The sequence below is a fragment of the Chryseobacterium sp. HMWF035 genome (genome assembly GCF_003094695.1).
Lineage (GTDB): Bacteria > Bacteroidota > Bacteroidia > Flavobacteriales > Weeksellaceae > Chryseobacterium > Chryseobacterium gambrini.
Map to the genome: position 1 here is coordinate 11,815 of NZ_QEHP01000092.1, position 23,810 is coordinate 35,624.

Genomic DNA, 23,810 nt, shown 5'->3' on the forward strand with positions numbered 1-23,810 from the left:
ATTTTCCCTTTTCAGAAAATGAATAGCTTATTTTTTGATAAACTGATAGATTTTATCATCAATTTTCAATAAATATGTACCTGTAGATAAATTTTGAACAGAAATGTCTTTTTTGTTCTTAAATGGATATTGTTCAGTATAAATCACTTTCCCTGAAAGATCTAAAATCTGTGCTGATTTTATGTTTTCCGTTTTCCCACTTACGAAAACATGATCGTTTACAGGATTCGGATAAATTTTAAATTCATTATTCTGGGCAAGAATCGCTTCTGCGGTTGCCAAGGTTCCTAAACTCTGGCAGTAATTACTTGCGTAAGAATCCCATTCTGAAATATTAAACGTCGTTGTCGGTTGGGCGATATTTGATTTTCTGTATAAAGAAACATTCCCTAAAACAGAAGAATTATTTGTCCCCGAAACGCCTATGGCATCAACGGTTGAAGACTTGTACCTCAGTTCGAGATACTGACTCCCGGAATACGTCATCTGTGGAGCCGCCGTTACAAACTTTGCCTGATTGATCGTGTAGCAGGAGAAATTGGCATCCGGATTCAACACCACAAAAGTTTCGTTATTCTGAACAGTTCCTTCCAGCTCATAAGGATCCACAAAATAATAATTTGTTCCGCTGGTAAACTGAATGGACAGTCTGTAGTCGCTTAAATTTACAGGGTGTCCTGTTTTATTGGTGATTTCAATGCCTTTATTATTCGAAGTTCCTTCAAGATATTTTGTTACCATTAAATCTTTGGCATAAACATCTGAAGCTAAAGTAGTAACAGAAGCGGTATTACTGTCCGGAGAAAGCAAGTATCCGTTGTCATAAGCTTTCACCGTAAATGTATACGCTGTAGAAGGCGTAAGATGATCTGCCGTGAACGTTGAGTTCTTTGTTGCGCCTACCAACGTTCCGTTCTGATAAATTTTATACCCGATTACATCTGTACTCGTACTTGGAGTCCAGCTTAGTGTTGTAAAATAAGCACTGTTTTGCGCTACTGTTAAATTTGTGGGAGTTTGCGGCGCCACTGCATCGGGAGTCTGTCCCCATATCGTATTTACCCATGAAGGATTATCAATAAAAGGATTTCTGTTTTTCTGTATCCCATAAACCGCATTATTTCTGTCGATTTCCCTTTGAGAAACAGGATCTTGCTGATGCCACTGAAGCAGCATGGCGATATAAGCAGGATCAAAAGCCCTTTCTTCCGTTCCGTCCAAAGGATTGGTATCGGAAGCCGGATTGGCGTTATTATTAAAATTAAACGTTCCTAATTTGCCTTCATACCGTACTGCAAAGTACAGCAGACTTCTCGCAACATCTCCTTTAAATTCATTAATTGGCTCATACACTCTTCCTGTATAAGTAATTCCCGGAATCGCACAATTCCCTATTCTTGAACTGTTGGTAAACGTATAATAAATCGTAGAACCTACAATTCCGTAAGGATAATTGCTTCTCAGTTGATTAATTCTTGCATCCGTAGGAACCACATAAAACAGATCAGAATACATCGGGTAATTGCTGTAAAAAGTACTCTGCGGCATCATATGTTCACGGTTCCAGCCCTGTCCTTCCGCCGAAGCACTCCCGATAATATTTGCCGTTGTATATTCATAAGCATCCGGACCGGTAGGAATTTCAGAATACATATCAAGCAGAATCGTCGTATTGCTTGGTCCGTAATCGTAATATTTATCTAAATCTGTCTGATTATAATAATTGGTAAGATCACCATAATGCCAGTTTATATTTTTCGCCGAGATGATATCATGGAGCTTCGACTTTAAGGCGTAACCCGTCAAACCTGTGGTTCCATCGTAATATCCTGCAGGAGCCTGAGCTGCAAAATAGGATGAAATCATAATAATAGGCAGTAGAAATTTTTTCATGCTTTAAAAATTGGGTGGCTAAAATAGTAAATTAATCTGCTTAAAGTTCGGAAAATTTTATTAAAATATCATTAATTTTAAGAATATAAAAAATTGAAAACTAGATTTTTGGAACGATCATCTTATGGGTTAAATAATTTTTTTGGGCGTTACGGCAATTTAATTATCTTTGGGAACTAACTATTATCTATATAAATACAGATATCTATATGAATACAGAGACTATTGACAACATCAAAATGATAGCGGAAACGGCAAGAGAATTTGCTGAAAAGAATATCAGACCTAATATTATGGAGTGGGACGAAAGCCAGACTTTTCCCAAAGATCTATTTCATGAGTTAGGAGAAATGGGCTTCATGGGGATTGTTATTCCGGAGCAGTACGGAGGTTCAGGTCTTGGTTATCATGAATATGTAACGATTTTGGACGAGATTTCGCAGGTAGACCCATCCATCGGTCTTTCTGTGGCAGCACACAATTCACTTTGTACCAACCACATTTATGAATTCGGAAACGAAGAGCAGAGAAACAAATGGCTTCCTCAGTTGGCTTCCGGTAAAGTAATCGGAGCTTGGGGACTTACAGAACATAATACAGGTTCAGATTCAGGAGGAATGTCTACCACTGCAGTGAAGGATGGAGACGAATGGATCATTAACGGAGCTAAAAACTTCATTACCCACGCTATTTCAGGAGACATCGCTGTTGTAATGACGAGAACAGGAGAAAAAGGAGCTAAAAATAATTCTACCGCTTTCGTTTTAGAAAAAGGAATGCCTGGTTTTTCTTCCGGTAAAAAAGAAAATAAGCTGGGAATGAGAGCTTCTGAAACCGCTGAACTAATCTTTGATAACGTTCGTGTACCGGATTCTCACAGATTAGGTGAGGTAGGTGAAGGTTTCAAACAGGCAATGAAAATCCTTGACGGAGGAAGAATTTCTATCGCCGCTTTAAGTTTAGGAACAGCAAGAGGAGCTTACAAAGCGGCTTTAAAATATGCTAAAGAAAGACAGCAGTTCGGAAAATCCATTTCAGAATTTCAGGCAGTTAACTTCATGTTAGCGGATATGGCGACAGAAATTGATGCAGCAGAACTGTTGATCCAAAGAGCTTCAACGTTGAAAAATGCTAAGCAAAAAATGACAAAAGAAGGAGCAATGGCAAAATTATATGCTTCTGAAGCCTGCGTAAGAATTTCAAACAATGCAGTACAGATTTTCGGAGGATACGGATATACAAAAGATTTCCCGGTAGAAAAATTCTACAGAGATTCTAAACTTTGCACCATCGGAGAAGGAACTTCCGAGATCCAGAGACTGGTTATCGGCAGAGATATTACAAAATAAATTTTAACTAAATTATTTCAAAAAAACATCAACAAATGATTAAACAGGCATTATTAGGTGAATTTTTGCATGAAGCAGAAAATACCCGAAAACTTTTACAGGCAATTCCGGACAGCGCTTTGGATTACAAGCCGTCTGAAATTAACTGGACAACAGCCCAGTTGGCTTCCCACGTAGCCGAAGTTTACAACTGGTACGAAGGAACATTCAATCAGGATGTATTCGATATGGGGACATACCAATATGATAAAGGCGATATTTCCAAAGCGGAAAATATTGTTGCCAAATTTGAAGAAAATGTTGCGAAAGCCCAGAAAGCCATTGAAAGTTGGGACGAAAACACCATGATGAACGAATGGAGAATGGAAACGGGAGGAAATTCAATCTTTCCGCCAATGCCGAAAATACAGGTAATCCGTTCGTTTTTGTATAATCATTTGTACCATCATCGCGGAGAACTGGTTGTGTATTTAAGATCTACAGGAAATAAAATTCCGGGACTGTACGGACCGACTGCAGATGATCAGTTTTAAAAATTAGAATTATCCGATTAATAATTCAATAGCATCCGTATTTTGCGGGTGCTATTTTCTTTTTTTGAGAAATTCACCAAATATTGACATTTAATGTATCGCATAATTATTTAAACGAATTATCTAAATTTTTCTTAAAAAATTTTATTTTTCATAACATATTTTTTATTAGCTTTGATATTCCACAATCAAATAGAAAACTTGTATGAGAAAACAACTATTGGTGATTGGAATGCTTGCATCAGGTATTTCATTCGCTCAGACCGACCGAATTTGGTCTGAAACGTCAGGAAAATCAGCTACTGAAATTTTTGAAAACAAATTAACTATTAACAATCCGAAAATCTACAGTCTGGATATTAATGGTTTAAAAAATGCTCTTGCAAAAGCTCCCAAAAGACTAGCTGCAGGAGAAAAGTCTGAAATTATTATCTCTTTCCCGAATTCTGAGGGAAAAATGGAAAATTTTAAAGTAAGAGAAAATTCTAATTTCGATCCTCAACTGGCAGCAAAATATCCGGACATCAAATCGTATATCGGTGAAGGATTAGGAGACTCAGGTTCCACTGTTTATTTTAGCGTTTCACCTCTGGGGTTATCATCCATGGAAATTTATGGAGATAAATCAGCGGTTTTCATCGAGCCTTATTCAAAAGATCTTTCAACCTATGTTGTTTATAAAAAATCTGATAAAAAAGACGATTTAAGCAAGTTCGAATGTACCGTAATCGACGTTGCGCAAAAAGGCGTTGCAAACACAACCAATCTGGTGGCAAGACCAAATGCCGATGATGCAAAACTGAGAACATTCAGGTTAGCACTTTCCTGTACCGGAGAATACGCAACGTATTTCGGAGGAACAAAAGCCAATGCTTTAGCGGCAATGAACAACACAATGACCCGCGTAAACGGTGTTTTTGAAAAAGATTTTGCAGCGAGAATGGTTTTAATCGCAAATAACGATTCAGTAATCTATACCAATGCTTCTACAGACCCTTATTCTCCTGCTTCCAGCTTAAGCAACTGGAACTCACAGCTTCAGTCTACATTAACTTCGGTTATTGGGGAAGCAAATTATGACGTCGGTCACTTATTCGGAGCTTCCGGAGGTGGCGGAAATGCAGGATGTATCGGCTGCGTTTGTACCAATGGCTCCAAAGGAAGCGGTTATACTTCTCCGGCAGATGCAATTCCTTCAGGAGATAATTTCGATATCGACTATGTAGCACACGAATTAGGACATCAGTTCGGCGGAAATCACACTTTCTCTATGAACAATGAAGGAACGGGAGCCAATATGGAGCCGGGTTCAGGATCAACCATCATGGGATATGCGGGAATTACTTCTCAGGATATTCAGCCGCACTCAGATGCTTTCTTCCACGCAATCAGCATTCAGCAGATTACCAATAATATCAAAGCAAAAACCTGCCCTACAAGCACAAATACAGGAAATTCAATTCCTACGGCAAATGCAGGTTTAGATTATACCATTCCGAAAGGAACACCGTTTATGTTAACAGGATCAGGAACAGATGCAAACGGAGATTCTTTAACGTACATCTGGGAACAAATGGACAATGCATCCTCTTCACAAACCGGAGCAAGTTCTGCGGCAAGCGCTACAAAAGCAACCGGACCAACGTTCAGATCATGGACGCCACAAACTACCCCGGTAAGATACTTCCCAAGAATGGCTTCAGTTTTGGCAGGAGCTACCACAACAGCAGGATCTGAGATTACTGTTGAAGCACTATCCAATGTAGCAAGAACGTACAATTTCAGATTTACAGTTCGCGACAACAGAGCCGGAGGTTCCGGAAATAACTCGGATGATGCAGTGATCACGGTAAACGGAACCGCAGGACCTTTCAGTGTAAGCTCTCAAAATACCGCAACAACAGTTACAGGAGGAACTTCCCAAACCGTAACATGGAATGTGGCAGGAACAACAGCGAATGGTGTAAATGCAGCCAACGTAGATATTCTTTGGTCTACAGACGGAGGAAATACATGGACTACTCTATTGGCGGGAACTCCAAACGACGGAACACAGGCGGTAACCATCCCGAATACGTCTACCACAACAGGAAGAATCATGGTAAAAGGTTCCAACCACATTTTCTTTGATGTGAATAATGCCAACATTACGGTAAATGCAGGTTCCGGAACTTCCGATACGACTGCTCCTACTGCTCCTACTCTTGCAGCTTCCGGAACAACTTCTACAAGTACCAATCTTTCATGGTCCGGAGCAACAGATAACGTAGGGGTTACAGGCTATGATGTTTATCAGGGCGCTTCATTAATAGGCTCTACCGCTTCTACTTCTTATACGGTATCCAGTTTATCTCCTTCTACTACATACAGCTTTACTGTTAGAGCTAAAGATGCAGCAGGAAACGCTTCGGTTTCCAGCAACACGGTTTCTGTAACCACTTTAGCAGGAACAGCGGTTTCTTACTGTTCTGCTTCAGCGAACAACACTGCTGATGAAAGAATAGGAAATGTAACATTTGGAAGCATTAACAATACTTCTACAGGAACGGCAGGTTACGAAAACTTCACTTCAGTTTCTACGAATGTAACAAGAGGTTCTGCATACTCACTTTCCATTACTCCGGTTTGGACATCAACCAAATATAATGAAGCTTATGCTGTTTATATTGATTATAACGGAGACGGAGATTTCGCAGACAGCGGAGAATTGGCTTGGTCTAAAACAGGATCTACAACAAGTCCGGTAACAGGATCTATCACGATTCCTTCAACAGCAACCGTAGGAACTACAAGAATGAGAGTGATGATGCAGTACAGCTCTGTACCTACATCTTCTTGTGGAACGTATACGTACGGTCAGGTAGAAGATTATACTTTAAATATTGTATCATCAGGAAGAGGAAATATTTTAGATACAAAAGATATGATTACAGATATCCGAGTGTATCCGAATCCTGCAAAAGATATTTTAAATATTTCAAATACAACGAACGAAGAGTATAAAATCTTCGACATGGGTGGAAAACTAATCAATTCAGGAAAACTTGAAAGAGGCGCGGTAAATGTAAGCGGTCTTATTAAAGGTGCTTACATGATCCAGATTGGAGAAGTCTCTAAGAGATTCATCAAAAACTAATTGCTTCACTCAATTAAGCTTTGAGGTAAAAGGCTGTCCGGAAACGGACAGTCTTTTTTATATTTAAAAACTAATAAGTGTAATTCTAAAACAATTGATACAAAATATACCATAATTATGGGATATTAATTAAAATCTTTTGAGCGTATTTTTGTCTCAAATAATTAAAAAAATACCCATGAAAAAAACATTATTGATCTTAGGTCTGGCTACCCTCTTTTCTTGTAATCGTGAAAATGAAAATTTAGGCATAACCGAACAGTCTTATTCTTCTTCAAAAACTGCCTCGTCCCGCAGTGGAGATATTGGAGCTTTAAGCATCGATTTCCTCCCCAACAATTTAGCATGTGAACTTGGTAAGCAGATACAACCTATAAGTACACTTCCCGATCCTTTTAACAACATGGCAACGAAGGTAAAAGTAAAAGCTGAATATGATGATTCTCCATTATCCGGAGTAATATCTTTACCAGAATTAATTGTTAAATATTTTGAAAACAGAGGCATTACAATTCAACAAATTATATACGATAATGAGATACCACATTCAGGTTCTTATTTCGCAAATAATTCCTACAAAGAATATACGTTTACAGAAGGAAGAACTACTATTCCAGAACCAAATGGTAGTGTATCTACATTCAATGTATTGACTTTCGATAACTATATGGAAAAGTATTACGCTTCAATGATTGTACAAAATGCCTACTCTAAAATTTCTCCTTACGTAATAAACAATTCTATTAAAGGAATAAGAATCTTTTATGAAGATTACAATTGCCCAGAGTTGGAAGAAGAAAGAAGAAACCTGAAAATTCAGGTCATATACAAATTAAATTACGCAACCCATACACCGATGCTGGAACCATAAATTATTTTTAAGCAGGACATTCTGAACATATGCTGAATAGTAAAGTACTATAAAAACATTTTAATTTTATAAATGCTGTCTTTAAAAGATGGCATTTTTTTATCTTTGCCTAAATAAAAAATATTCATGGATAAAATTGATAGTCTGAACCAGGTAGCAGAATTCCACACCACCTTTAAAGCCCCTATTTTAGATACCCCTCAAATTCCTTCACCGGAAAGATGCAACCTGAGAGTTGAACTTCTTCAGGAAGAGCTGAACGAACTGAAACAGGCAATTGCAGACAATAATATCGTAGAAATTGCAGATGCTTTATGCGATTTGCAGTATGTTTTAAGCGGAGCGGTTCTGGAATTCGGACTTGGCAGCAAATTTGTAGAGTTGTTCAACGAAGTTCAGCGTTCCAATATGTCGAAAGCCTGCGATAATGAAGAACAAGCACAGGAAACCGTTGAATTTTACAAAGCAAAAGACGTAGAATCATTTTATGAAAAATCCGGCGAGAAGTTTAATGTGTACAGACAGGCAGATCATAAAGTCCTGAAAAACAAATACTACTCTCCTGCCGATTTAAAGACAATTATTGAAAAATAGTATGAAAAAATTTATTACGAATTGTATGGCTGTTTCAGCTCTATTCATGGCAACACAACAGCTTACTGCACAGAAAGTGGTTGTAGGACGTGAAGTCGAAACCACTGCCGACGGAAAAATGCTTTTGGGAAATCAGCTTAAAAGTAAATTTCTTGAAGCTCCCTATTCCGACTGGTATGTAAAAGAGCATGATGAATATGCTTTGGATCAGAAAGCCATCGGAGAGCTTAAAAAAGGAAAGATCAACACGTATAACATTACCGTTTTCATGGGAACATGGTGCGAAGATTCTCACAGAGATTTTCCGAGACTCATGAAAATCCTTGAAGAGGTAAAATATCCGGAAGGCAAACTTACCATTATTGCGGTAAACCGTAAAAAAGAATCCCCGAACGGCGAAGAAAGTCTTTTCAACATCCAGAAAGTTCCGACGATTATTGTTCAGAAATACGGAAAAGAATTGGGAAGAATTATCGAAATGCCTACATCAGGATACATCGAAAGAGATTTGGTGGAAATTCTGAAAAAAGATGACAGTTCTGTAATTAAAGAAATTTTTGGTAAATAAGGTTTGAGAAATAGTAAAGTTTTAATATCGTTTTTGGCGGGAGCTGCACTGGTAACGGTTTTGTTTTTCAGTTTAAAGTCAGGCTTTAATCTTAGTGAAAAAACCGAGAAATCAGATTATTATATTCTGACCAATCAGATTTCGAAAATGAACAAAATGGTGGTACTTGAGCAGAATACTTCTTCCATTCAGAAAACCAAAATGGGCTATGAATTTTTAGGCAAAGAAGTTTCCAGCAACAGCATCATTACGTATACAAAAACGAACGCTCAGGTTTCTTATGATCTTAACAAGATGAAAATGGAGGTAGATTCGATCAATAAAAAATTAGTGATTACCGAACTGCCCGATGCAGACATCAGAATTACGCCAAGTGTGGAAATCCAGTCGATGGACGATTCTTTTTTCAACAGAATTTCCGAAAAAGACATTAAAAACGTAACGCAGAAAGCGAAAGATACCGCTGTAAAATCCATCGATCAGAACAAGCTGAGAACGGAAGGAAGACAACAGCTAATGGAAAATCTTAATAATATTTTTGTTTTGGCAAAGGCTTTGAATTATACCATAGAAGACCAGACCGGAAAGCTGGGCATTTTAGGACTATAAAATTCAAAAGCTATGCATTCAGAAGAAAAAGAAAAACAGGAATCTGCAAATTCTGCGGAAACCAAAAAGCAAAATCAGGATTTTCCCGATATTCCTGCTTCATCAGAAAAGACAAATCCGTCCGATGTAGATAAGGAAGATGTTCAGAAATCTTCTCAAAACAACAAATCCGGAAAAACGGATAATACCGACGAAAAATAAAAAAGGTTCTGCTCAGTGAGCGGAACCTTTTTTAGAAAAAATCAAATAAAAATCAAATAGGTAATATGAACTACAACTGTCAATCTGCCCCGCTTGTCAACTACCGTAACTATTTGGCTGTTGACTTACGAAGCAAAACTGACATATTTTTAAACAATAGTTGATTTTCCGAGCTTTACATTTTCAAAATTGTAATACGATTTCTCGGAATATTTAATATAATCTGCGATAAAACTTCCCACTTCGCTGGTGGAATAAGGCTGTTCAGAATTCAGATCCACCGTAACGTATTTATTCTCAATGGCATATTCTACAGATTGTCTCAATTTTTCTGCTGCCTGTTCAAGCTGTAAATAATCCAGCATCATTGCCGTACTTAAAATGGAAGCAACAGGATTTGCAATTCCTTTTCCTTTTGCCTGCGGATAAGAACCGTGAATAGGCTCAAACAAAGCATTTTCTTTACCAATGGAAGCCGAAGGAAGCAAACCGATAGAACCGCCGATTACACTCGCTTCATCCGAAATAATATCTCCGAACATATTTTCGGTGACAATAACATCAAAATGTTTCGGATTTAAAATTAACTGCATTGCCGCATTATCTACAAACATAAAATCAAGTGCTACATCAGGATATTCTGCCGCAATTTCTTTACAGACCTTTCTCCACAATCTGGAAGTATCCAAAACGTTCGCTTTATCAATTAAAGTTAACTTTTTTCTTCTTTTCTGAGCCTCCTGAAAAGCCATATGAACAATAGGTGCGATTTCATCACGGTTGTATTTGCAGATATCATACGCATAACCCACTTCCTCATCCGTAAATTTTTCGCCAAAATAAATTCCGCTCACCAGTTCCCTGAAAATCTGAATATCTGTTCCTTCAATAATTTCCCTTTTCAAAGTACTTTTCTCAATTAAAGAAGCATATGTTTTCAAAGGCCGGATATTCGCAAAAAGCCCCAATTCTTTACGAAGTTTTAACAACCCTTGTTCCGGACGTACTTTGGCATCCGGATTATTATCGAAAGAAGGATCTCCGATCGCCCCGAAAAGCACCGCATCAGACGCTTTACAGATCTCCAGTGTTTCATCCGGCAGAGGATTTCCAGTCTTATAAATCGCTTCCGCTCCCATCAATCCGTATTTAAAATCAAACTGATACTGGAATGCTTCCGCGATGGAATCTAAAATTTTAATACTTTCTGCAACCACATCCGGCCCGATTCCGTCTCCCGGAAGCACTGCAATTTTAAAATTAGTTTTCATACACTTTTTGTGTTTTTAGTTCGAATTGTTCAATCGCCTTTTTTCTGCTGATTAAAAAATCAATATCATCATACCCATTCAGCAGACATATTTTTTTATAAGAATCTATTTCAAAACCTTCCGTTTTATCATTAAAGGTAATGGTTTGTTTTTCAACATCCACCAAAATTTCTTTTTCAGGATTTTCAGTAATCTCAGTTAAAATTTCTTTCAAAAAGTCCTCAGAAACTTTTACAGGCAATAATCCGTTGTTTAAAGCATTGCCCTTAAAAATATCCGCAAAAAAACTTGAAACAACCACCTTAAAGCCATAATCCGTTAAAGACCATGCAGCGTGTTCCCGACTGCTTCCGCAACCGAAATTGTTTCCGGCAACCAGAATTTCACCGCTGTATTTTGCGTTATTCAGGACAAAATCAGGATTCGGTTCATTCGTATGAACATCGTATCTCCAGTCTCTGAAAAGATTTTCGCCAAAACCTTTTTTATCAATACTCTTTAAAAATCTCGCCGGAATAATCTGATCCGTATCTATATTTTCTACAGGCAAAGGAATTGCTCTGGATTGTATAATGACTAATTTTTGCATTTTTTTTGAGCCAAAATAGTTTTAATTATTGTTTTTTTTCTTTTTCAGGAGCTATTTCCCGCTATCCACTCATACTCCTCGCTCCCTTGCTTTTGCCTTCGCTTGCTCCGGGGTAACCGTTTCTATCGGGGCTAAAAAGTGAATGGTTAATTTCACTTTGTGAGTCAATAGTCAATTTCTAAAATTCACTATTCACTATTCACAATTCACTTTTAAACTTATGTGCTCTTTTTTTCTATTTAAGTAGTAAGCTTAAAAAACTAAAGTGTTTAAATCTTTTGCTTCTTTTGTGGTAAAAAAGTTTAGACAAGTTTTAAGTAAATTAATCTCCATCAGTTTTCAAAGACGGAAATTCTTCCTTCCACAGCAACTTTTGCAGCCGTCAACGGACTTGCCAGAATCGTTCTCGCACCTTGTCCCTGTCTTCCCTCAAAATTTCTGTTCGAAGTGGAAACGCAATATTCTCCCTCCGGAATTTTATCGTCATTCATCGCTAAACACGCAGAACATCCCGGTTGTCTGATCTGGAAACCCGCTTCATTAAAAACCGTATCTAAACCTTCTTCAAAAATCTGTTTGGCAACCTGTTGAGAACCCGGAACAAGCCACGCATGAACATGATCCGACTTCCTTTTTCCTTTAACATAATTTGCCGCAGATCGGAAATCTTCAATTCTCGCATTCGTACAGCTTCCGATAAAAACATAATTCACTTTAATATCAGAAAGAGCCTGTCCCGCTTTCAAACCCATATATTTTAAAGCCTTCTCTTCAGATTCGTTCTGAGGATTCGGGATATTCTGACTGATGGAAATTCCCATTCCCGGATTGGTTCCATAAGTTACCATCGGATAAATTTCCGAAGCATCGAAAGAAAATTCCGCATCAAAAACCGCTCCTTCATCGGTTTTTAAAGTTTTCCAGTATTCCAGTTTTTCTTCCCATTCCTCGCCTTTTGGTGCGAAAGTTCTTCCTTTTACGTACTCAAAAGTCGTTTCATCGGGAGCAATCATTCCTCCTCGAGCACCCATTTCGATGCTCATATTACAAACCGTCATTCTTCCCTCCATCGACATTTCTTCGAAGACATTTCCGGCATATTCGCAGAAATACCCTGTTCCGCCATCGGTTCCCACTTTTGAAATAATGTACAAAATCACATCTTTAGGCTGAACATTTTTATTTAACTCACCATTTACGTTAATTCTCATCGATTTTGGCTTGTTCAGCAACAGACACTGGCTCGCAAAAACCTGCGCTACCTGACTTGTTCCGATTCCGAAAGCAATTGAGCCGAAAGCGCCGTGTGTAGAAGTATGGCTATCTCCGCAAACAATGCTCATTCCCGGCTGTGTAACACCTAATTCCGGAGCAATGATGTGAACAATTCCCTGATATTGATGTCCCAAACCATACAGTTCTATGTTGTTTTTCTTACAGTTTTCCGTTAACTGCTCCACCTGATTTCTGGATGATGCATCGCGAATCGGCCGATCCTGATCCAAAGTCGGAACATTATGATCCGCAGTTGCCACAATCTGTTTCGGTCTGAAAACTTCCAGATTTCTCGCTTCCAGTTCCGCAAAAGCCTGTGGACTGGTTACTTCATGGATGAGATGTTTATCAATATAAATAATCTGAGGTCCGTCCGGAATCGTCTCTACAACGTGCGCATCCCAGACTTTATCAAACAGTGTCTTTTTTGTATTCATTCTAATTTATGTAATGGAGAATCAATTTTTTTACCCTATTTTTCTTGTCACTTTTTCAATCATTGAACTTAAATCGTCATTATTCACGTCTTTTTTACCGTCAGCAATTTTCAAAAACTCCTGATACAGAAAATCAAGTTCATTTTTAGTAACTTCAAAACCAATATGTTTAAATCTGTATGCCAACGCCGAACGTCCGCTTCTTGCTGTTAAAACAATGGTAGAAGCATTCACGCCCACTTCCGCAGGATCAATAATTTCGTAAGTTTCCCTGTTTTTAATGACTCCGTCCTGATGGATTCCGGAACTGTGCGCAAAAGCATTCGCTCCCACAATCGCTTTGTTCGGCTGAACCGGCATTCCCATCAATTCAGAAACCAAAACACTCATGGGATTGAGCATTTTGGACTGAACGTCAGTATATAATTCTAAATATGGATGCTGTTTTAAAATCATCACCACTTCTTCCAGTGCCGTATTTCCGGCTCTTTCTCCCAATCCGTTGATGGTGCATTCTATCTGTCTTGCTCCGTTGATGACTCCTGCAATAGAATTGGCGGTTGCCATTCCCAGATCGTTGTGACAGTGACAGGATAAGATCACGCGATCAATGCCTTTTACATTTTCTTTCAGGTATTTTATTTTTACACCGTACTCTTCAGGAAGACAATATCCCGTTGTATCCGGAATATTAAGCACGGTTGCCCCTGCTTTTATCACTTCTTCGCAAACTCTTGCCAGATAATCATTGTCTGTTCTTCCTGCATCTTCCGCATAAAATTCCACGTCTTCTACATACGATTTGGCATATTTTACCGCCTGAACCGCTCTTTCAACAATATCTTCCCTGTTTGAATTGAATTTAAATCTGATATGGGAATCCGAAGTTCCGATTCCGGTATGAATTCTCGGTCTTTTGGCGTATTTTAATGCTTCGGCTGCGGTATCAATGTCTTTTTGGTTGGCTCTCGTCAATCCGCAGACTTTCGCATTTTTTACTAATTTTGAAATCTCCGAAACCGAATGAAAATCTCCGGGACTGGAAATCGGGAAACCGGCTTCAATAACATCCACTCCGAGTTCATCCAGTTTTTCGGCTATAATTAATTTTTGCTCGGTATTTAATTTACAGCCGGGAACCTGCTCTCCATCACGCAGCGTTGTATCAAAAATTTCGACTTTTTCGGATTTCATAATGAAGTTTTTACTTAATTTTGATTCAAAACTAGAAAGATGAAACGTTTATTCAGTTTCGGTTTTTATAAAAAATACAATACTCGAAATATTGTTTTTTAATTTCAATTATTTGATTATCATTATTTTAAATTTTAAAAATTTACAATGGCAGAATTGCATAAAGATTTTTTATTCGTACTCATTAAATCACTGACAACTTCAGAAAAAAGGCAATTCACCTTGTATGTAAACCGTCTCGGAATTAACGCGGACGCCAAATTTCTTCTTCTTTTTTCAGAACTGGATAAGATGAAGGAATACGATGAACATGTCATCATCAACAAAAAAATTTCGACCAAACAACAGTTATCGAACCTGAAAGCGCATCTTTACAAGCAGATTCTGGTGAGTTTACGAATGAACCCGAGTCATCAGAATTACAGAATTCAACTGCGTGAACAGCTTGATTTTGCGAATATTTTATACCAAAAAGGGCTCTATAAACAGGCATTAAAAATTTTAGACAAAGCAAAACAGACTGCTTTAGAACTGGATGAAAAAAGTATTGCTTCGGAAATTATCGATCTGGAAAAAGTAATTGAATCCCAGTTTATTACACGGAGTATTGAAGGTAGAGCCGATGAACTGATCAGACAATCCACGGAAATCAGCAAACAGAATCATTATGCGACAGAATTATCCAATCTTTCGCTGAAACTGTACAGTGAAATGCTGACAAAAGGTTATGTGAAAAATGATGAAGACCGTGCCGAAATCATGCAGATCTTCAATGCGCAGATTCAGAAAATCAACTTTAAAAAGCTGAATTTTACGGAGAAATTATGGTATTTTAAAGCGCACGTCTGGAAAAACCAATTGCTTCAGGAATATAAATATACGTTGAAATATGCCTTTCAATGGGTGGATTTATTTCACAAAAATCCTGAAATGATCGTGAGTCATCCCGTTTGGTACATTAAAGGAAATACCTACCTGCTGAAAATCTTATTCCTTTACGGAAATGTTGATATTCTTGAGGAAAGTTTCAAGGATTTCAATGAGGTTGTTCATTCTTCAAGTTTTGCTCAAAATGAAAACCTGCAATCGCTTATTTTTCTGACACATTACAATACTTTAATGAACATTCACTTTGTGAAAGGCGAATTCTTTTCCGGCTCGAAATTAATTCCTGAAATCGAGCTGAAAATGGATAAGCTCCGGGATAAAATTGATGAGCATCATTTCATGATTCTTTATTTAAAAATGGCAGCGATGTTCTTTGGAAGCAGGAAATTTGAGGAATCCATCAGTTATTCATTGAAAGTGATCGAATCCAAAGGAAATGTTCAGGAAGATCTACTCTTCCACACCCGGATTTTGATTCTGATGGCAAAACATGAATCCGGAAACGATGAAGATTATGATGAATTTATAAAAGCAACTTTAAAATTCACCAAAAAGATGAAAAAGCCGGATGAATTCCATTTTGAAAGCATTCATTTTTTCAAAAATCTGAATAATATAACACCAGACAAACAATTGGAATCTTTTAAAAAATTTGATGAAAAATTAACTCTTTTTTCTGAAAATGAATACTACAGAAGGTCTTTGCTGTACATTGATATTCACGGTTGGGTACAGTCTAAAGTGAGAAATGTGGATGTTATTGAGATTATTAAAGAAAAAGTACGGTACAAAAGAAAGCATCAGTCTTAATTTAACCTATTCATAATTAGACCGTTGGTTAAACGTTAATTATTTATAACGGTATTCTGAGATTTTTCGTATTAAATCTCGTCTCAAAAATGCGTGAAAGTAGTATTTTAAATAAAAAATCCGTATTTTTGCATCTTAAAATTTCTTAGTAAACAATGATAAAAATTACACTTCCAGACAATAGTGTCAGAGAATTCGAGGCGGGAGTTACTCCGCTAGATGTGGCAAAATCTATAAGCGAGGGATTGGCTAGAAATACCATTTCCGCAGTTGTAAACGACAAACAAGTAGAGACGACCACACCTATAACCACGGATGCTACGGTACAATTGCTAACCTGGAATGATGATCTTGGAAAGAAGGCTTTCTGGCATTCTTCTGCCCACCTTTTGGCGCAGGCAATCCTTGAGTTTTATCCTAATGCTAAGTTAACCATTGGTCCTGCCATCGAAAAAGGATTCTATTATGACGTAGATTTCGGGGACGAAAGTTTATCTGATAAAGATTTCGAAAAGATCGAAAAGAAGGTTTTGGAAAATGCTAAAAAAGGATCTACATTCTCTTTATATCCGGTTTCTAAAGAAGAAGCTCTAAAAGTATATGCAGACAATCCTTATAAAGTGGAACTGATTTCTAATCTTAATGATGGGGAAATCACTTTCGTAACGCATGATAACTTTACAGATCTTTGTCGTGGTGGACATATTCCGAACACAAGTATTGTAAAGGCAATGAAGATTTTAAATGCTGCCGGAGCATACTGGAGAGGAAACGAAAAAAATCCTCAGTTAACAAGAGTTTATGGTATTTCTTTCCCAAAACAGAAAGATTTGACAGAATATCTTGAACTTTTAGAAGAGGCTAAAAAAAGAGACCACAGAAAACTGGGTAAAGAACTTGGAATTTTCGCTTTCTCTGAAAAAGTAGGTCAGGGATTGCCTTTATGGTTGCCAAAAGGAGCTGCTTTAAGAAAAAAATTAGAGAATTTCCTTTCTGAAGCTCAGAAAAAAGCAGGTTACGAGTTTGTAATTTCTCCGCATATCGGTGCGAAGGAATTGTATGTAACTTCCGGTCACTGGGATAAATACGGAGCAGACAGCTTTCAGCCGATTAAAACTCCGAATGAAGGGGAAGAATTCATGCTGAAACCGATGAACTGTCCACATCACTGTGAAATCTACAAAACTTCACAATGGAGCTACAGAGATTTGCCTAAAAGATATGCAGAATTCGGTACCGTTTACAGATATGAGCAAAGTGGTGAGCTTCACGGTTTAACGAGAGTTCGTGGATTTACTCAGGATGATGCGCATTTGTTCTGTACTCCGGATCAGTTGATGGATGAGTTTAAGAAAACGATTGATTTGGTTCTTTATGTTTTCGGATCATTAGGTTTTGCTGATTTTACCGCTCAGATTTCTTTAAGAGATCCTGAAAATAAAGAAAAATACATCGGAACCGACGAAAACTGGGAGAAAGCAGAAAATGCCATCGTAACAGCAGCAACGGAAAAAGGGTTGAATACAGTAACTGAATATGGTGAAGCCGCATTCTACGGTCCTAAACTGGATTTTATGGTGAAAGATGCTTTAGGCAGAAAATGGCAGCTTGGAACGATTCAGGTGGATTATAACTTACCGGAAAGATTTGATCTTTGGTATACAGGAAGCGATGGCGAAAAGCACAGACCGGTCATGATCCACAGAGCGCCGTTTGGTTCTATGGAGAGATTCATTGCGATTCTTATTGAAAATACAGCGGGAGATTTCCCATTGTGGCTGGCTCCTGATCAGTTTATCATTCTTCCGATCAGTGAAAAATACGTAGATTATGCTAAAAAAGTTTCTCAATTACTGGAAAATCACGATATTAGCGGATTAATTGACGACAGAAACGAAAAGACGGGTAAAAAGATCCGTGATGCCGAATTAAAGAAGATTCCATTCATGATTGTAGTGGGAGAAAATGAAGAAAAGGATGGCACAATTTCTGTAAGAAGACGTAGCGAAGGCGATTTAGGAGTAATGAAGATCGAAGATTTCGTTGCTTATTTTAAAGAACAGTCAAAAACAGGATTTGAGTTTAACGCTTAAATCTGAAAGAATATGATTCTGAATAACTGAAAATTACTTTTTATTCAGAATGATTGATAAAAATAGAAGTTAACCAATAAAATTATAATACAATAGCACAAAGATTTAACAACAGGGGCCCACAGAGACGTCCGGTACAGGAGGACGCACACTTGATCAACGATAAAATTCGTGTGAGAGAGCTTCGTTTGGTGGGCGATAACGTAGAGCCGGGAGTTTATCCTACTGATAAGGCAAGACAGATTGCGCAGGAGCAGGAATTGGATCTTGTAGTAATCTCCGATAAGGCTGAACCGTTTATTGCAAGGATTCTGGACTATAAAAAGTTCTTATACGAGCAAAAGAAAAAGCAGAAGGAATTAAAAGCTAAGCAGGTAAAAGTAGTTGTGAAAGAAATCCGTTTCGGACCTCAGACAGATGAGCACGATTACGAATTCAAAAAGAAACATGCTGAGAAATTCCTTGAAGAAGGTTCAAAATTAAAGACCTACGTATTTTTTAAAGGACGTTCGATTATCTTTAAAGACCAGGGAGAAATCTTACTTTTAAAACTTGCTCAGGAATTGGAGCACGTTGGAAAAGTAGACCAGCTTCCTAAGCTTGAAGGAAAAAGAATGATTATGATGATGAGTCCTAAAAAACCAGCTAAATAATCTACAGCCGGATCTACGGATCTGAAACTAAAATATACAGCCTCAAATTATTTTTGAGGCTTTTGCTTTTATAGCAATTTAATTTTAATGAATCAGATTAAAGTTATGTTGTAAAATGTACATTAATTATTAAATATTTTTTAATTTTTAACATAGATCAAGATTGTCCATTTAATTTACTGCTACATTTGCTTTAGAAAATAAGACAACAGTCAATTTATTTAAGAATTAAAATTGAATAACAAATTAAACAACAAAGCAATGAGTACATTAAAATTAAAAGACGGAACAGAAATTTTTTACAAAGATCAGGGAGAAGGACCAGTATTGATGTTTCACCATGGATGGCCTTTATCTTCTGATGACTGGGATGCACAGGTGATCTTCTTTTTGCAGAGAGGTTACAGGGTAATTGCTCACGACAGAAGAGGTCACGGACGTTCCAGCCAGAATATTTATAATCATACGATTGAACAATATGCTTCTGATGCCGCAGAATTGGTAGAATTTCTGGATCTGAAAGATGTTGTGCATATCGGACATTCTACAGGAGGTGGTGAAGTGATCCGTTATGTAAACAAATATGCCAACGGAAGAGCAAAAAAAGCAGTATTGATAAGCGCAGTTCCTCCGGTAATGGTAAAAAGCGAAAACAATCCGGATGGCGTTCCGATGGAGGTTTTTGACAACATCAGAGAGCAGACTTTAAATAACAGAAATCAGTTTTTTATGGATTTAACGGTTCCTTTCTACGGTTACAACAGAGAAGGTGCTGTAGTGAAGCAAGGTGTACAGACCAACTGGTGGAGACAGGGAATGATGGGAGGAATTGTGGCTCATTATGACGGAATCAAAGCTTTTTCTGAGACAGATTTTACAGAAGACCTGAAAGCTGTTGATATTCCGGTACTGTTGCTGCACGGTGAAGACGACCAGATTGTGCCTATTGAAAATTCCGCTATAAAATCTGCTAAATTATTGAAAAGCGGTAAGCTGATTACTTATCCGGGATTCCCTCACGGAATGCCTACTACTGAACATCAGACGATTAATAAGGATCTTCTGGAATTTATTGAGGCTTAATTTTTTCTACATATAAGTAAAAGCAGCAATCAGAGTATTTTGGTTGCTGTTTTTTTATTTCAAGCGGCTTTGCCGGAACTTTTCAGTAATTTTTATTCAAAAATATTTACAAAGTTTGTCATTCTGAAAGGATATCAACAATACATTGAAATACTGTGTTTAGATGCTTTCAGCATGACAGATATTATGGATATTCGTTTACTATTTATATTGGGAACTGCCACTCTAGCCCTGATTGGAACGACATCCTTTTTGGTTGCGGGCGGAGCGTAGCGGAGTCCGCAACCAAAAAGATACAGTGGAAAGCAGGAAACAGCTTCAAATAAAATTTATCTCACAAAAACGGTAATACCTAAAGCTTCATACACTTCCCTATTCTATTCAAAAAAATCTTTTTCAAATCTCGAAATTTTTCCTTAATTTTGCAGACTATTATTCCGGGCAATCGGAAATAGCCAAAACAGATATTGATAACAAAACAATAAAAAGCAAAACAATGCCAAAATTAAAAACGAAATCAGGTGCTAAGAAACGTTTTGCTCTTACCGGATCTGGTAAGATCAAAAGAAAGAACGCTTACAAAAGCCACATCTTAACGAAGAAAGAAACGAAGCAGAAGAGAAATCTTACTACGACTTCTTACGTTGCTGCTGTGGACGAGAAAAGCGTATTGCGTCAATTAGCAATTAAGTAGTTTTTATAAATCTATAGTCGGTTTATAAGAATTCAAACAAATTCAACATTTTAACCCTGAAATGGAGCCACTAAGAGTAATGAAATAATTACCGCACATTTCAAAAAAACAATTTAAATTATGCCAAGATCAGTAAATTCGGTAGCTTCAAGAGCTAGAAGAAAGAAAATTTTTAAGCACGCTAAAGGTTATTTCGGAAGAAGAAAGAACGTTTGGACGGTAGCTAAAAACGCGGTAGAAAAAGCAATGCAATATGCTTACCGTGGTAGAAAAGAGAAGAAAAGAAATTTCAGAGCACTTTGGATTACTCGTATCAACGCGGGAACCAGAGAGCACGGAATGTCTTACTCTCAGTTTATGGGGGCTCTTAAAAAGAACAACATTGAGCTTAACAGAAAAGTTTTAGCAGATTTAGCAATGAATCACCCTGAAGCTTTCAAAGCAGTTGTAGATCAAGTAAAATAATGTAAAATTTTTGTTATCAATATAAGTCCCAGGTTTTTTGCTTGGGATTTTTTTATTATTTACATTTGCGTAATATTATTAAATTTATAAAATTTTCCTTTAAAGTGAAAAAAATAACTACTCTTCTGCTGTTTTCATTAGGAACATATGCATTTCAGGCTCAAAGTTTTATTCAGGCTTATCAGAACAGAGCTAATCTGGTTACCCAGACCAATATAACAACATTACTTCAGGAATTTGGGAATCTTGGCGTAAAAACAACGGGTTCTACAGCCAATACCAATGCTCTGAACTGGCTTAAAGCAAAATATCAGTCTTACGGTTATACAGCAAGTCAGATCGTAGAAGATCCGTTTACTTTCGGAAGTTCTACAAGTTCTAAAAATTTAATTATTACCAAAACAGGAACCGTTTATCCGAATACGTACGTTATTATCTGCGGACATTACGACACGATTACCGGTCCCGGAGTAAGCGATAACGGAAGCGGAACTTCTATTATTCTGGAAGCGGCAAGAATTTTAAAAGACATTCCGACAGAGTATTCTATTAAATTCATCCACTTTTCCGGTGAAGAACAGGGATTACAGGGAAGTGCACATTATGTAAACAGTGTGGTTTTCCAGAACAGTGTCCGTCAGTTAAACATCAAACTGGTTTTTAATTTAGATCAGGTGGGTGGAAAAATAGGCAATTCTAATGTTGCCATCAACTGCGAAAGTGACCAAAGCGGACAGACAGGAAACAATGCTGCCTCTCTTTCCGTTACACAGCAGCTTGCAGCATGTACAACGCTGTATTCACCATTACAGACGGTAATGTCGAACGCCTACTCTTCCGATTATATGCCTTTTGAAGCGAAAGGAGACATTATTACAGGCTTTTACGAAACGGTAAGAAGTTATAATGAACATACCGTAAACGATACTTTTGCCAATGTAGACCCCACTTATGTTTTCAACGTAGGAAAGGCGGCTGTAGGAGCTTTACAGCATTTTGCAACAGCCTCTACAAGTTTACTGGCTACGGACGAAAAAACGGTAAATCATTTAGAATCTGTAAAAGTCTATCCCAACCCGACAAAAGACTTTTTAAATATTGAACTTCCAAAAGATGTTAAAAACTTCAGTCTAGAAATTTCGGATATGAACGGAAGACTTATTTTAAATAAGGAAAACGAAACTAAGGTAAATGTTTCAGGATTAACAAACGGAACGTATATCGCAACGATTAAAACAAAAGACCAAAAAGCGGTAAGAAAAGTTATTATCGGAAAATAATCTTTTGGTCTGCATAACAATTAAAATCCTGAACTTTTGTTTAGGATTTTTTTATTGTTACATTTGCACATTATTATTAAAAATATAAAAATTGATCATCAAGTGAAAAAAATCCCTACATTTCTGCTCTTTTCTTTATCTGCTTTCAGTTTAAATGCGCAATCTTTTATTCAGGCGTATCAGGACAGAGCCAATATGGTAACCCAGACCAATATTACTACAAATTTACAGGAATTTGCCAATTTAGGGATAAAAACAACAGGTTCTACAGCCAACAACAATGCATTCAACTGGCTTAAAAATAAATATCTGGCTTTCGGATATTCTGCAGCCCAGATTTCGGAAGATGCCTTCACTTATAACGGCAACAGTTCAAAAAATTTAATCATAACAAAAACAGGAACGGTTTATCCTAATAAATATGTTATCATTTGCGGACATTTCGACAGTATTAACGGTCCCGGAGTAAACGACAACGGCAGCGGAACATCCATTATTCTGGAAGCTGCAAGAATTCTTAAAAATGTTCCTACGGAATATTCGGTTAAATTCATTCATTTTTCAGGCGAGGAACAGGGACTGATTGGAAGTTCGCATTATGTAAACAATGTTGTCTATCAGAATAATATCAAACAATTAGATATCAAATTGGTGTTTAATCTGGATCAGGTTGGCGGAAAAATGGGCAATAACAACAACACGATCTATTGTGATGAAGATCAGGGAGGTTTATCCGGTAACAATGCAGCATCATCAGATGTTACCCAGCAATTAAGAAACTGTACGGCCCTCTATTCTCCGCTTTTAACAGCGGTAGATCCGGCTGAAGATACAGATTATATTCCTTTTGAAGGAAAAGGTGAAGTGATTACAGGCTTTTTTGAAAGAATCAGAAGTAATTATCCTCATACTTCAAACGATACATTTGCCAACACAGATCCTGTTTATATCTACAATGTCGGAAAAGCTTCTGTTGGTGCTTTGCAGCACTTTGCAGTAGCATCAGCATCTTTATTAAAAACAGAAGAATTACTTTCCAACAATCCATTGGAATTAATAAAAATCTATCCTAATCCGGCGAAAGATTTTTTAAATATTGAACTTCCAAAAGATGTTAAAAATTTCAAGATTGAAATTTCGGATATGAACGGAAGACTTGTTTTAAACAAGGAAAATGAAACGAAAGTAAATGTTTCAGGACTAACAAACGGAACGTATATCGCAACGATTAAAACAAAAGACCATAAAGCGGTAAGAAAAATAATGATCGGAAAATAATTTTTGATTCTCTATAAAATTAAAATCCTGAACTTTTGTTTAGGAT

Annotated in this window: 21 protein-coding genes; 16 read left to right on the forward strand and 5 right to left on the reverse strand. The window is 37.3% G+C overall.

All coding sequences use genetic code 11. The features are described from left to right. Positions 1–27 precede the first annotated feature (27 nt). Positions 28–1,893 (reverse strand): endonuclease, encoded by a 1,866-nt coding sequence (locus tag DD829_RS24420; RefSeq protein WP_116547844.1) that lies wholly within the window; start codon positions 1,891–1,893, stop codon positions 28–30. A gap of 209 nt (positions 1,894–2,102) precedes the next feature. Between DD829_RS24420 and DD829_RS13660 the strand changes: the two genes are divergently transcribed. From DD829_RS13660 to DD829_RS13695, 8 genes are all read left to right on the forward strand, one after another. Continuing rightward, a complete protein-coding gene (locus DD829_RS13660; protein WP_076390246.1) occupies positions 2,103–3,242 on the forward strand; it encodes an acyl-CoA dehydrogenase family protein in 1,140 nt (379 codons plus the stop codon). 35 nt (positions 3,243–3,277) lie between these two features. Beyond that, positions 3,278–3,775, forward strand: coding sequence for a DinB family protein (locus DD829_RS13665; protein ID WP_116547845.1), 498 nt, complete (start codon positions 3,278–3,280; stop codon positions 3,773–3,775). Between the two features lie 205 nt (positions 3,776–3,980). Then, positions 3,981–6,911: a reprolysin-like metallopeptidase gene (locus DD829_RS13670; RefSeq protein ID WP_108411502.1), complete on the forward strand. Its 2,931-nt coding sequence runs from the start codon at positions 3,981–3,983 to the stop codon at positions 6,909–6,911. 178 nt (positions 6,912–7,089) lie between these two features. Beyond that, entirely contained in the window at positions 7,090–7,782 is a 693-nt protein-coding gene (locus DD829_RS13675) for a hypothetical protein (protein ID WP_108409592.1), read from the forward strand. 126 nt (positions 7,783–7,908) lie between these two features. Then, positions 7,909–8,376: a nucleoside triphosphate pyrophosphohydrolase family protein gene (locus tag DD829_RS13680; RefSeq protein WP_087710124.1), complete on the forward strand. Its 468-nt coding sequence runs from the start codon at positions 7,909–7,911 to the stop codon at positions 8,374–8,376. A gap of 1 nt (position 8,377) precedes the next feature. Then, entirely contained in the window at positions 8,378–8,944 is a 567-nt protein-coding gene (locus tag DD829_RS13685; RefSeq protein WP_108409591.1) for a TlpA family protein disulfide reductase, read from the forward strand. 3 nt (positions 8,945–8,947) lie between these two features. Next, entirely contained in the window at positions 8,948–9,553 is a 606-nt protein-coding gene (locus DD829_RS13690) for a DUF4230 domain-containing protein (protein WP_108409590.1), read from the forward strand. A 12-nt stretch (positions 9,554–9,565) separates the two neighbouring features. After that, positions 9,566–9,754: a hypothetical protein gene (locus DD829_RS13695; protein ID WP_087710119.1), complete on the forward strand. Its 189-nt coding sequence runs from the start codon at positions 9,566–9,568 to the stop codon at positions 9,752–9,754. A gap of 149 nt (positions 9,755–9,903) precedes the next feature. On the opposite strand, the gene leuB is transcribed toward DD829_RS13695, so the two are convergent. The 4 genes from leuB to DD829_RS13715 form a co-directional block, all read right to left on the reverse strand. Further along, on the reverse strand, positions 9,904–11,025 hold the full coding sequence (gene leuB, locus DD829_RS13700; protein ID WP_116547846.1) for a 3-isopropylmalate dehydrogenase: 1,122 nt from the start codon (positions 11,023–11,025) through the stop codon (positions 9,904–9,906). Further along, a complete protein-coding gene (gene leuD / locus DD829_RS13705; protein ID WP_116547847.1) occupies positions 11,015–11,614 on the reverse strand; it encodes a 3-isopropylmalate dehydratase small subunit in 600 nt (199 codons plus the stop codon). The genes leuB and leuD overlap by 11 nt, the downstream gene beginning before the upstream one ends. A gap of 332 nt (positions 11,615–11,946) precedes the next feature. Beyond that, positions 11,947–13,326, reverse strand: coding sequence for a 3-isopropylmalate dehydratase large subunit (gene leuC, locus DD829_RS13710; RefSeq protein WP_108411105.1), 1,380 nt, complete (start codon positions 13,324–13,326; stop codon positions 11,947–11,949). 30 nt (positions 13,327–13,356) lie between these two features. Next, positions 13,357–14,520 carry a 2-isopropylmalate synthase gene (locus DD829_RS13715; RefSeq protein WP_108411106.1) on the reverse strand — a complete coding sequence of 388 codons (1,164 nt, stop codon included), beginning with the start codon at positions 14,518–14,520 and terminating at the stop codon, positions 13,357–13,359. Between the two features lie 147 nt (positions 14,521–14,667). Here DD829_RS13715 and DD829_RS13720 point away from each other — a divergent pair, with 147 nt between their 5' ends. The 8 genes from DD829_RS13720 to DD829_RS13760 all read left to right on the forward strand — a co-directional run bounded on the left by DD829_RS13720 (position 14,668) and on the right by DD829_RS13760 (position 23,764). Continuing rightward, positions 14,668–16,218, forward strand: a complete 1,551-nt coding sequence (locus DD829_RS13720) for a hypothetical protein (RefSeq protein WP_116547848.1) — start codon at positions 14,668–14,670, stop codon at positions 16,216–16,218. Positions 16,219–16,373: 155 nt separating this feature from the next. Then, on the forward strand, positions 16,374–18,311 hold the full coding sequence (gene thrS, locus DD829_RS13725; protein ID WP_087710108.1) for a threonine--tRNA ligase: 1,938 nt from the start codon (positions 16,374–16,376) through the stop codon (positions 18,309–18,311). 152 nt (positions 18,312–18,463) lie between these two features. After that, positions 18,464–18,964, forward strand: a complete 501-nt coding sequence (infC, locus tag DD829_RS13730) for a translation initiation factor IF-3 (RefSeq protein WP_175608770.1) — start codon at positions 18,464–18,466, stop codon at positions 18,962–18,964. A gap of 261 nt (positions 18,965–19,225) precedes the next feature. Then, complete coding sequence (locus DD829_RS13735) at positions 19,226–20,047, forward strand: alpha/beta fold hydrolase (RefSeq protein WP_108411237.1); 822 nt, start codon at positions 19,226–19,228, stop codon at positions 20,045–20,047. A 496-nt stretch (positions 20,048–20,543) separates the two neighbouring features. Beyond that, complete coding sequence (rpmI, locus tag DD829_RS13745) at positions 20,544–20,741, forward strand: 50S ribosomal protein L35 (protein ID WP_076390550.1); 198 nt, start codon at positions 20,544–20,546, stop codon at positions 20,739–20,741. 120 nt (positions 20,742–20,861) lie between these two features. Then, positions 20,862–21,206, forward strand: coding sequence for a 50S ribosomal protein L20 (gene rplT / locus DD829_RS13750; RefSeq protein ID WP_029293267.1), 345 nt, complete (start codon positions 20,862–20,864; stop codon positions 21,204–21,206). Between the two features lie 104 nt (positions 21,207–21,310). After that, complete coding sequence (locus DD829_RS13755) at positions 21,311–22,486, forward strand: M28 family peptidase (RefSeq protein WP_108411157.1); 1,176 nt, start codon at positions 21,311–21,313, stop codon at positions 22,484–22,486. Between the two features lie 102 nt (positions 22,487–22,588). Next, positions 22,589–23,764: a M28 family peptidase gene (locus tag DD829_RS13760; protein ID WP_116547849.1), complete on the forward strand. Its 1,176-nt coding sequence runs from the start codon at positions 22,589–22,591 to the stop codon at positions 23,762–23,764. Positions 23,765–23,810: the final 46 nt, after the last annotated feature.

Coding starts and splice junctions, on each gene's coding strand:
- DD829_RS13695 (WP_087710119.1), top strand. CDS start 9,566: ATGCATTCAGAAGAAAAAGAAAAACAGGAATCTGCAAATTCTGCGGAA.
- thrS (WP_087710108.1), top strand. CDS start 16,374: ATGATAAAAATTACACTTCCAGACAATAGTGTCAGAGAATTCGAGGCG.
- DD829_RS13685 (WP_108409591.1), top strand. CDS start 8,378: ATGAAAAAATTTATTACGAATTGTATGGCTGTTTCAGCTCTATTCATG.
- rplT (WP_029293267.1), top strand. CDS start 20,862: ATGCCAAGATCAGTAAATTCGGTAGCTTCAAGAGCTAGAAGAAAGAAA.
- DD829_RS13735 (WP_108411237.1), top strand. CDS start 19,226: ATGAGTACATTAAAATTAAAAGACGGAACAGAAATTTTTTACAAAGAT.
- DD829_RS24420 (WP_116547844.1), bottom strand. CDS start 1,893: ATGAAAAAATTTCTACTGCCTATTATTATGATTTCATCCTATTTTGCA.
- leuD (WP_116547847.1), bottom strand. CDS start 11,614: ATGCAAAAATTAGTCATTATACAATCCAGAGCAATTCCTTTGCCTGTA.
- DD829_RS13715 (WP_108411106.1), bottom strand. CDS start 14,520: ATGAAATCCGAAAAAGTCGAAATTTTTGATACAACGCTGCGTGATGGA.
- leuC (WP_108411105.1), bottom strand. CDS start 13,326: ATGAATACAAAAAAGACACTGTTTGATAAAGTCTGGGATGCGCACGTT.
- DD829_RS13720 (WP_116547848.1), top strand. CDS start 14,668: ATGGCAGAATTGCATAAAGATTTTTTATTCGTACTCATTAAATCACTG.
- DD829_RS13675 (WP_108409592.1), top strand. CDS start 7,090: ATGAAAAAAACATTATTGATCTTAGGTCTGGCTACCCTCTTTTCTTGT.
- leuB (WP_116547846.1), bottom strand. CDS start 11,025: ATGAAAACTAATTTTAAAATTGCAGTGCTTCCGGGAGACGGAATCGGG.
- DD829_RS13670 (WP_108411502.1), top strand. CDS start 3,981: ATGAGAAAACAACTATTGGTGATTGGAATGCTTGCATCAGGTATTTCA.
- rpmI (WP_076390550.1), top strand. CDS start 20,544: ATGCCAAAATTAAAAACGAAATCAGGTGCTAAGAAACGTTTTGCTCTT.
- DD829_RS13665 (WP_116547845.1), top strand. CDS start 3,278: ATGATTAAACAGGCATTATTAGGTGAATTTTTGCATGAAGCAGAAAAT.
- DD829_RS13680 (WP_087710124.1), top strand. CDS start 7,909: ATGGATAAAATTGATAGTCTGAACCAGGTAGCAGAATTCCACACCACC.
- DD829_RS13660 (WP_076390246.1), top strand. CDS start 2,103: ATGAATACAGAGACTATTGACAACATCAAAATGATAGCGGAAACGGCA.